Below are 10,370 nucleotides of genomic sequence, written 5' to 3'. Positions count from 1 at the left end.
CACAATTCCCGCCTTACGGCTTAAGCACCGCTTCGGCGGCTGCGGCACGGCATCTGCGTTGCCAAAATGCTCGATAATGTCGGGTTGCGGTGCCCGCATCGTGCTTCGGGGGCAAAAGCCCCTCGCACTCTGCGACCGCTGCCCCTGCTTCGGTTCGCTGTTTCCGCCACTGGCGGCGCTCACCTTTGCAGCATCCAGTATTATCTGCGCTTTTGGCTTAGCAGCTGCCGCACCTCACTCTCCGTATCGGCACTTAGAATTATGCGGTGTTGCCTTAGGCGTTAGGAAGTAAGAGGGAGGAGTTGATGGGGGCGGCGGTGGGGGAGAGGGCGGAACGAAAAATTAGAAATTAGGAATGAGAAATTAGGAATTTTGGGGGAGGGTGCTGGTTGTGAAGTATGTGCTGAACAATAAAAGTGGCTGCAGGGCGGGATGCCCTCATTCCGCCGGGGTGGAATTTTGCCGATTGTGACAAACGCTGCAAATGATTTGTAGGGGACGATGTTCGCATCGTCCCGCGGGTTTTGGCTTTGCTGCAAACGATAAAAAGTGTGATGTGCCCTGCCATTTCCTGTAGGGCGGGGTCACCTGACCACGTCGCTATCCCCATATAAAACCCTCAAACATATGCGCATCGTTCCCAATTTTATAGCCTACCCCCGCCCTCCACAAAAAATCAGCAAAAACTATTGCAATCTGCATAAAGTGCGGTATACTAAAGCAGTAAAATAATATTTACGCAGAGTAGAAACCCGCGCGTTAGGCAAAGCGGCAATGGCGCCGCTTTGCCGCAGTGCCTGACCAACGGGGAGTTGTGGCAGGACGAAGATGCAGGGCAGGGGAGTGCAATGTGCACGCCGCTGCCGGCACGCGGTGCTGGTTTCGCATCCCACTGCTGCATAAAGGTGTGCAACGGCGGGTGTGGTTGCACACCTGCCCTTTCCCCTCCCTTGTGCGGCAACACGCACGATGGAGGTATTTTATTATGCAAAAATCCGTTCAAGTCCGTACCCCGCTGTATGCCGCGGCCTATTGGCAGCAGGCCGCCGATGAGTTTAAGAACATCCGCGTTCTGGCTTTTGCCGGTATGGTCACGGCGCTGGCCATTATTCTGGAAAGCTTCCCCATCTATCTGCTGGGCCAGAGCCTGAAGATCTATTTCAGCTTTGTGGTGGTTTCGCTGGGGTGCGCCTGTTATGGCCCGCTGGTGGGCATGGGCGTTGGTGCGGTCATTGATACGCTGGGCTTTCTGCTTTCCAGCTATGGCGAGCCGTATTTCCCCGGCTATCTGATTACGGCCATGTTGTCCGGCCTGATTTACGGCGTTATGCTCTACCAGCGCAAACCCACCATCCTGCGCCTGATCGTGACCCGTCTGCTGATCAATTACGGCAGCAATGTGCTGCTGGGCAGTGTGTGGAAAGCTATGTTGTATGGCAAGGGTTACCTGTATTACCTGAGCACCGGCATGGTCAAAAACACCATCATGATCCCCATTGAAGTTGCCTTGATGTGGCTGGCCCTGAACGCGGCAGAAAAACACGGCCTGGACCGCCGCTACCTTCATCAGCGCTGATGAAGCGCAGATTTTTTGTTCAAAAGTCATACTTTACGGCTAAAAGATTGTGCGTTTTGCTGGCAGAACGCAGCCGAAATTTGAAAATTGTTCCGTAATTTACAAACTTTTAACAACGTATTCACAAAGCATTGAAAAATGTCCCTGCTGCGTATACAATAACATATGTGAAAAGAATGTGTCGGATTTCCTGCAAGCATGCAGCAAAACGGCGCATTTTTGGTTTCAGGACCGTGGCTCCGGCTGGCAGTTGCCGCCGGGCCAGACGTAAAAAGAAAAGGAGCACTTACACATGAAAAAATTGTTGGGTATTGTGTTGTCCGCAGCTATGCTGCTCAGCATGGCCGCCTGCGGCAGCACTGCTGCATCCAGCGCTGCATCCAGCGCAGCAGCAGATTCTACCGCTGACGCTGCCACTGCTACCGATGCAGCTGCCAGTGACCTGAAGGTTGGCGTTATCACGATTGGCGATGAGACGGAAGGCTACACTGCTGCGCATATCAACGGCATCAAGGCTGCTGCACAGAAGCTTGGCATGAGCGACAGCCAGATCGTTTGGAAGTACAAGGTTCCCGAAGGTGCTGAGTGCTCTGATGCTGCAGAAGACCTGGTTGGCCAGGGCTGCAACCTTGTTGTTTCCAACTCTTACGGCCACCAGACCTATATCGTAGAAGAAGCTGAAAAGTATCCCGATGTCACTTTTGTTTCCATGACCGGTGATTTTGCTGCCCTGACTGGCCTGGATAACTTCAAGAACGCTTTCACCAATGTTTATGAGAGCCGCTATGTTGCCGGTGTTGTTGCCGGTATGAAGCTGCAGGAACTGGTTGAGTCCGGCACCCTGACCCCGGAGACTCAGCCCAACAGCTTTACCGCTGACGGCAAGGTCAAGATCGGCTATGTCGGCGCTTACAACTACGCTGAGGTTGTTTCCGGCTACACTGCATTCTTCCTGGGCGTGCAGAGCGTTTACCCCAATGTTGCCATGGAAGTTATGTACACCAACTCCTGGTTCGATATCGACAAGGAAGGCGCTGCTGCCGAAGCTCTGATTGCAAACGGCAGCGTGATCATTGGTCAGCATGCTGACTCCACCGGCGCTCCCGCTGCCACCCAGAAGCAGAAGGATGCTGGCAAGATCTGCTACTCTGTCGGTTACAACATCGACATGCTGGAGACCGCTCCCACCGCTGCCCTGACCTCCGCCACCAACGTTTGGGAAGTTTACTATGAATACCTGTTCAAGAGCATGATGGACGGTGAAAACCCGGCTACCAACTGGTCCGAGGGTTACAACGAAGGCGCTGTTGCCATCACTGACCTTGGCCCCGAAGTTGCCGAAGGCACTGCCGAGAAGGTTGCCGAAGTGGAAGCAGCCCTGAAAGATGGCAGCCTGCATGTGTTTGATACCAGCAAGTTCACCGTCAACGGTGAGACTGTTACCACCGCTCCCATCGACCTGACTTTCTATGATTACTCCACCGGCACCCCGGTTGCTGTGTACCAGGGCGATACCGAGGAAGCCATCACCGATGGTTACTTCTCTGAATCCACCCTGCGCAGCGCTCCGTATTTCTCCCTGCGCATTGACGGCATTACCGAGGATGCAGACCCGGTTGCCTGATCCCACAAACTGAACTGACATGGAGGGAAGCTCTGCCTGTTACTGAACAGAGCTTCCCTCTATTGGTGTTTACGGCACCGCATGATGGATTTTTACAGAGAGGAGCATTCCCATGCCGCAGACTGAGTACGCCATCCAGCTGGAACATGTAACCAAAACTTTTGGCCCGGTCATTGCAAACCATGATGTTACCATGAATATCCGCCGCGGGGAGATTTTGTCCCTGCTGGGCGAGAACGGCTCCGGCAAAACCACCCTGATGAATATGATCGCCGGTATCTATTACCCGGACGGCGGGCAGATCATCGTCAACGGCCAGCCGGCAGATATCCGTTCCCCGCGCGATGCCCTTGCCCTTGGCATTGGCATGATTCACCAGCACTTCAAACTGGTGGATGTGTTTACCGCCGTGGAAAACATTGCCCTGAGCATGGACAAAGGCGAAAAATTTGACCTGCGCCGCGTGCGGGACAAAGCCCGTGCTATTTGCGAAAAATACCAGTTTGCGCTGGATCTGGACCAGAAGGTTTACGAGATGAGCGTGAGCCAGAAGCAGACGCTGGAAATCGTAAAGGTGCTGTTCCGTGGTGCAGATATCCTGATCCTGGACGAACCCACCGCCGTGCTGACCCCGCAGGAAACCGAAAAGCTGTTTGCCGTTATGCGCAACATGAAGGCGGACGGCAAGGCCGTGGTCATCATTACCCACAAGCTGCATGAGGTGCTTTCGGTTTCGGACCGCGTGGCAATTTTGCGCAAGGGCGAATACGTTGGCACGGTGGAAACTGCCACCGCAACGGAATCCAGCCTGACTGAGATGATGGTGGGCCAGAAGGTGGAGCTGAACATCAACCGCACCACGCCGCAGGACCCCACCCGGCGTTTGGCTATCAGCCACCTTTCGGTGCGCAGCCCCGAAGGTACCAACGTGTTGGACGATGTGAGCTTTGATGTGTATGGCGGCGAGATTTTGGGCATTGCCGGTATTTCCGGCAACGGCCAGAAAGAACTGCTGGAAGCCATTGCCGGTTTGCAGCATACCGAATCCGGCTCCGACGTTAAGTTTTTTGCCCCCGGCGAAGAGGACAAGCCGATGGAGCTGCTGGGCAAGAGTCCCAAGGACATCCGCGATGCCGGTGTGCACCTGAGCTTTGTGCCGGAGGACCGCCTGGGCATGGGCCTGGTTGGCACCATGGGCATGACGGACAACATGATGCTGAAAAGCTATGGCGAAGGCCGCTCCCCGCTGGTGGACCACCGTGCCCCGCGTGAACTGGCCGAAAAGATCCGCAAGGAGCTTGGCGTGGTTACCCCCGGCCTGAACACCCCCGTTTCCCGCCTGTCCGGCGGCAACGTGCAAAAGGTGCTGGTTGGCCGCGAGCTGGCGGCTTCACCCATTGTGCTGATGACGGCTTACGCCGTGCGCGGCCTGGACATCAATACATCCTACACCATTTACAACCTGCTGAATGAGCAGAAAGAAAAAGGTGTTGCCGTGATTTACGTCGGCGAGGACCTGGACGTTCTGCTGGAGCTGTGTGACCGCATTCTGGTGCTGTGCGGCGGCAAAGCCAACGGCATGCTGGATGCCCGCACCACCACCAAGGAAGAAGTTGGCCTGCGCATGACCAACCTTGTACAAAAGGAGGGCAAATGATGAGCAAAACTGCAGCTGAACCGCTTGTGCGTATCTCCAAGCGGGAGGGTACCACCTTTGTGCAAAAAGTGCTGGTGCGTGCCATTGCTATCCTGCTGGCACTTGTTGTGGATGCGTTCTTCATCTTTTTTGTTACCGGCCTGAACCCCATCAGCGTGTACGGCGTTATGTGGAACGGCACGTTTATGAACACCACCCGTTTCTCTTGGGCGCTGCGTGATCTTTCCAGCCTGCTGTGCATTGCCATTGCACTGGCTCCCGCCTTTAAGATGCGCTTTTGGAACATCGGCGGCGAAGGCCAGGTACTGATCGGCGGCCTGGTCGCGGCGCTCATCATGGTGTATTTTGGCAGCAGCCTGCCCGCACCGCTGCTGTTTGCCGCCATGGTCATCGGCAGTGTGCTGGCCGGTGCCATCTGGGCCTTTGTTCCGGCCTGGTTCAAATCCCGCTGGAACACCAACGAAACGCTGTTCACCCTGATGATGAACTACGTTGCCACCAGCATTGTGGCCTGCATGACGAATATCATGCGCGGCCAGGCATCCAGCCTGGGCACCCTGAACAAAGCCACCAAGGCTGGCTGGCTGCCCGTGATCAACGGCCAGCGCTACACCATCAATATTATTGTGGTGCTGGTGCTGACCTTTGCGATGTACGCTTACCTCAAATACTCCAAGCAGGGGTACGAGATCAGCGTTGTGGGCGAGAGTGAAAACACCGCCCGCTATGCCGGCATCAATGTCAGCCGCGTGATGATCCGTACTATGCTGCTGTCCGGTGCCATCTGCGGCCTGTGCGGCTTTTTGGTTGTGGCCGGTAAGGACCAAACGATCTCCACTACCTCGGCAGGCGGCAACGGCTTCACCGCCATTATTGTGGCCTGGCTGGCAAAGTTCAACACCTTCTATATGATGCTGATTTCTTTCCTGCTGATCTTCCTGGACCGCGGCGCTTCGGAAATTGCTTCTGCTTATTCCCTGAACGAATATGCAGCGGATATCATCACCGGCATTATCCTGTTCTTTATTCTGGGCAGCGAATTTTTCATCAACTACCGCCTGGTCTGGCGCGGCCATCATGATGGTAAGGAGGGCAAGTAAGTATGAGCAGTCTGATTGCATGGATCCTGCGTGCCATCCCGTTTGGCACCATCATTATGTACGGCGCTTTGGGCGAGACCCTGACGGAAAAATCTGGCAACCTGAACCTGGGTGTTCCCGGTATCATGTACCTGGGCGGCTTTGCCGGTTTTGCCAGCGCTTATTATTACGAAAAACTCAGCGCCAACCCCAGCGCCTTTGTCTGCGTAATTCTGGCCCTGCTGTGCGCCCTGATCGCATCCGCCCTGGGCGGTCTGATTTACGCCTTCCTGACCATCACCCTGCGTGCAAACCAGAACGTGACCGGCCTTGCGCTGACCACCTTTGGTATGGGTGTGGCAAACTTTTTTGGTGTGTTTATCCTGAACGGTGCCAGCTACACCGCGGCACCGCTGGCTTATAAAGCATTCAGTGCCATGATTCCGGTGCTTTCCGGCCTTGGCGTTGTGGGCGAGGTGCTTTTCTCTTACGGCTTTTTGGCTTATGCGGCCATTGTGCTGGCAGTTGTGCTGCACTGGTTCTTTACCCGCACCCGCGCGGGCCTGAACCTGCGCGCGGTTGGCGAAAACCCCGCCACTGCCGATGCCGCCGGCATTAACGTTACGCTGTATAAATATGTGGCTACCTGCACGGGTGCTGCCATCTGTGGTGTGGGTGGTTTGTATTATGTTCTGGATTATAACCAGGGCATCTGGGCAACCACCGGCCAGATCGAAGCCTTGGGTTGGCTGGCTGTAGCGCTGGTCATCTTTACCACCTGGAAGCCGCTGAACGCCATTTGGGGCGCTTACCTGTTTGGCGTGCTGTACTGGCTGTATCAGTTCCTGCCCAGCCTGCTTGGCATTACCGTTGCCAGCTACATGACCGATCTGATCCAAATGCTGCCCTATGTGGTTACCATTGTGGTGCTAATCGTGGTCAGCCTGCGCAAAAAGAAGGAAAACCAGCCCCCGGAGCATCTGGGCCTTTCCTACTTCCGCGAGGAGCGGTAAAAAATATTTTTGCAGAATTCGCAAAAAATTGCTCATTTTGCATCAAAGCCTCGTTTCCTATTGGAAATGGGGCTTTTTTGTTTTTGGGTAGGGCAGGGGGATTGGCGGATTTCGGAGAGTGATATCCGGTATGGCCCATCACACATTTTTAATTTGACTGTGTGGCCGGGGGAGTTCGTTGCGATTGTGGGTGAATCCGGCTCCGGCAAAAGTACCCTGATGAATATTATCGGCGTGCAGGTTATAGGTCTGGAACACAAAGCCGATTTTATTGTTGCGGATGCCCGCCAGTTCGTCATCGTCTGCTTTATGGATATCCACCCCGTCCAGCGTATACTCGCCAGAGGTCGGCTTGACCTCATCGGCCGCCAGATCTCGCTGGCCATCTCCGCCATTGCGGCTATCTCGCTGTTGGTGGGAGGTATCGGCGTCATGAACATCATGACGGTTTCGGTCACCGAGCGTACCCGTGAGATCGGCACCCGCAAGGCGCTGGGCGCAACCAACACGGCCATTTTGACCCAGTTCATTATTGAATCCATTGTGCTGTGCGCTATTGGCGGCGTCATCGGTGTGGGGCTGGGCATCGGCCTTGGTTCTGTGCTCAGCCAGGTCATGGGCTATTCGGCCAGACCCAGCGTGGCGGCCATCATCATTGCCGTGGCGTTCAGCATGGCCATCGGCGTGTTCTTTGGCTATTACCCCGCCAAAAAGGCCGCCAAGATGGACCCCATCGACGCCCTGCGGTACGAATAAGGGTACCGTTTGTTATTTGCTTATCAGCGCAAAATTGAACCGCATACAGCAAAAATGCTCCCGTTGCACGGGGGCATTTTTTGTGGTATACTTCTGCCTGAATGATAAAAATGGGGTAGTTTTTGCCCTGGGGTGTATCTGAAAAGTCAAAAGTACAGTCTGTTTCGGCAGTTACAGCCGGATTTTGCGCTTGCAAAATGCAACATCTTCTTTTCTTTCAGATACACACCTTAGAGCGGAGAGGAAAGAAGGAAGGTCTGACAATGCAGACACAACAAAAACTATTTACCAACCGTATGCTGCTAACACTATTGTGGCCGCTGGTGGTGGAGCAGGCGCTGAATGTGCTGGTGGGCATGTCCGATACTGTGATGGTATCCAGCGTAGGCGAAGCCGCCATTTCCGGTGTTTCGCTGGTGGATATGATCAACTACCTGATCCTGAATATTTTCGCCGCGCTGGCCACCGGCGGCGCGGTTATCACCAGCCAGTTCCTGGGAGCCAAAAAGCCGGGGGAAGCCTCCCGCAGCGCGGGGCAGCTGGTTACTTTAAGCTCTATCCTGGGTACGGCTGTCATGGCGCTCTGCCTGCTGCTGCGCGGGCCCATGCTGCGGCTGTTCTTTGGCAGCATTGCGGACGATGTGTTCCAGGCAGCTATGATCTACTTTACCATCACGGCAATCTCTTACCCGTTTTTGGCGCTGTACAACGCGGGCGCGGCCATCTTCCGCTCCGTCGGCAACAGCGAGGTATCCATGCGGGTATCCGTTGTCATGAACATTACCAATATTGTGGGCAATGCGTTCTGCATCTTTGTGCTGCGCATGGGGGTTGCCGGTGTTGCGGTGCCCACGCTGGTTTCCCGCGTGCTGGGCGCTGTCATCATCCTGAAACTGACCACCCGGCATGATAATGTCGCCCGCGTTACCTGGGATGGCGTCAAGCACCTGCAGCCCCAGATGGCAAAGAACATTTTGTATATCGGCATCCCCTCCGCGCTGGAAAACAGCCTGTTCCAGCTGGGGCGTGTGCTGGTCGTCAGTATGATCTCTTTGTTCGGCACGGTGCATATTTCCGCCAATGCGGTGGCCAACAACCTGGACGGCATGGGCTGCATTGTGGGCCAGGCCATCGGCCTTGCCATGATCACTGTGGTGGGGCGCTGTGTGGGCGCCCAACAGCTGGACCAGGCCAGCTACTTTACCAAAAAGCTGCTGCTGTGGGATTACATTGCCCAGGGCGCTACCAATGCCCTGATTTTGATCTTCCTGAATCCGCTGCTCAGCGTGTACACCCTTTCGGATGAAACCCGCCACCTGGCCTGGCTGCTGGTTATGATCCATGCGGGCAGCGCCATCTTCCTGTGGCCGGCGGGCTTTGTTCTGCCCAACGCCCTGCGTGCAGCCAATGATGTGCGCTTTACCATGCTTACTTCCATTCTGTCCATGGGAATCTGGCGTCTGGCGTTCTCTTACATCCTGTGCGTTCAGATGGGTATGGGTGCTGTCGGTGTCTGGATCGCCATGGTGGTGGACTGGGTGTGCCGCGTGACCTGCTTTGTGGTCCGCTTTGTATCTGGTGCGTGGAAGAAAAAATGTGTGGCAAAATAATAGGAGGAACCCCCGATGAAGCTTATCAGTTGGAATGTGAACGGCCTGCGCGCCTGCCTGAAAAAAGGCTTTGAGGATACTTTCAACCAGCTGGATGCGGATGTGTTCTGCATTCAGGAAACCAAAATGCAGCCCGGCCAGGCGGATTTTGCCCCCGAAGGCTATACCGAATACATCAACAGCGCTGAGAAAAAGGGCTATTCCGGCACGCTGATCTATACCCGCGTAAAGCCCCTGAACGCCTGGAACGGCATTGGGGTGGAAGCCCACAGCCACGAAGGCCGTGCTATCACACTGGAATTTGAGGATTACTACCTCGTCAATGTCTATGTACCCAACTCCCAAAACGAGCTGGCCCGCATTGACTACCGCATGCAGTGGGAGGACGACTTGCGCGCCTACCTGGAAGACCTGGACAGCAAAAAGCCGGTGATCCTGTGCGGAGATTTGAACGTGGCCCATGAGGATATTGACCTGAAGAACCCCGGCCCCAACCGCGGTGCTGCGGGCTTTTCGGACCAGGAGCGCGGCAAGCTGAACGAGCTGCTGGCCGCTGGCTTTACCGATAGCTTCCGCTACCTGTACCCTGACGCCACCGGCATGTACAGCTGGTGGAGCATGCGGTTCCGCGCAAGAGAGCGGAACGCAGGCTGGCGCATTGACTATTTCCTGGTATCGGACCGGCTGGCCCCACAGATTAAAAAGGCCGAGATTTTGATGGATGTGCAGGGCAGCGACCATTGCCCGGTGCTGCTGGAACTGTAAAGCTGCAAAACGTCCAAGAAATATTCGGTGTGTCGAAAAAACTGTGCCTTTCTTTTGCAGAGCATGTGGGTATAAAACATGTAGGGGTGCACGATCTCACCCCGCATGTCGGACCTTGCCATATATTCCATTACATCATTCTCCGCAAGGCATCGGGCGCACAATGCGCCCCCTATGAAGACCTTTTCGACAATCTGAAATTTTCATGGCAATACCGCATAATTCTAAGTGCCGATACGGCGAGCGAGGTGCGGCAGCTGCTAAGCCAAAAGCGCAGATAATACTGGATG

The 10,370-nt window shown here is 55.1% G+C and carries 7 protein-coding genes, 2 pseudogenes and 1 riboswitch; all 9 genes and pseudogenes read left to right on the top strand.

Translation table 11 applies throughout. From position 1 onward, the window contains the following. The first annotated feature begins 738 nt into the window (after nt 1–738). A riboswitch (THF riboswitch) is annotated at nt 739–897 on the top strand. An 88-nt stretch (nt 898–985) separates the two neighbouring features. Continuing rightward, a complete protein-coding gene (locus C4885_RS13755) occupies nt 986–1,576 on the top strand; it encodes a folate family ECF transporter S component (RefSeq protein ID WP_114000885.1) in 591 nt (196 codons plus the stop codon). 292 nt (nt 1,577–1,868) lie between these two features. Further along, the gene (locus C4885_RS13750) at nt 1,869–3,200 is read left to right on the top strand and encodes a BMP family ABC transporter substrate-binding protein (RefSeq protein ID WP_114000884.1); all 1,332 of its coding nucleotides are present in this window, start codon (nt 1,869–1,871) and stop codon (nt 3,198–3,200) included. A gap of 112 nt (nt 3,201–3,312) precedes the next feature. Continuing rightward, nucleotides 3,313–4,857: an ABC transporter ATP-binding protein gene (locus C4885_RS13745; RefSeq protein ID WP_114000883.1), complete on the top strand. Its 1,545-nt coding sequence runs from the start codon at nt 3,313–3,315 to the stop codon at nt 4,855–4,857. Continuing rightward, complete coding sequence (locus tag C4885_RS13740; protein WP_199488120.1) at nt 4,857–5,957, top strand: ABC transporter permease; 1,101 nt, start codon at nt 4,857–4,859, stop codon at nt 5,955–5,957. The genes C4885_RS13745 and C4885_RS13740 overlap by 1 nt, the downstream gene beginning before the upstream one ends. A gap of 2 nt (nt 5,958–5,959) precedes the next feature. Continuing rightward, nucleotides 5,960–6,949, top strand: a complete 990-nt coding sequence (locus tag C4885_RS13735) for an ABC transporter permease (protein ID WP_114000881.1) — start codon at nt 5,960–5,962, stop codon at nt 6,947–6,949. 66 nt (nt 6,950–7,015) lie between these two features. Continuing rightward, nucleotides 7,016–7,168 (top strand): annotated as a pseudogene (locus C4885_RS17345) (ATP-binding cassette domain-containing protein); the annotation flags it as partial. 153 nt (nt 7,169–7,321) lie between these two features. After that, nucleotides 7,322–7,705: pseudogene (locus tag C4885_RS17115) on the top strand (ABC transporter permease); the annotation flags it as partial. A 263-nt stretch (nt 7,706–7,968) separates the two neighbouring features. After that, nucleotides 7,969–9,315, top strand: a complete 1,347-nt coding sequence (locus C4885_RS13725) for an MATE family efflux transporter (RefSeq protein WP_114000879.1) — start codon at nt 7,969–7,971, stop codon at nt 9,313–9,315. Between the two features lie 15 nt (nt 9,316–9,330). Further along, nucleotides 9,331–10,080, top strand: coding sequence for an exodeoxyribonuclease III (locus C4885_RS13720; protein ID WP_114000878.1), 750 nt, complete (start codon nt 9,331–9,333; stop codon nt 10,078–10,080). Nucleotides 10,081–10,370: the final 290 nt, after the last annotated feature.

Source organism: Subdoligranulum sp. APC924/74 (assembly GCF_003324125.1).
Taxonomy (GTDB): domain Bacteria; phylum Bacillota; class Clostridia; order Oscillospirales; family Ruminococcaceae; genus Gemmiger; species Gemmiger qucibialis.
The sequence above is the reverse complement of the archived record's forward strand: the minus strand, read 5'-3'. Positions and strand labels throughout refer to the sequence as shown.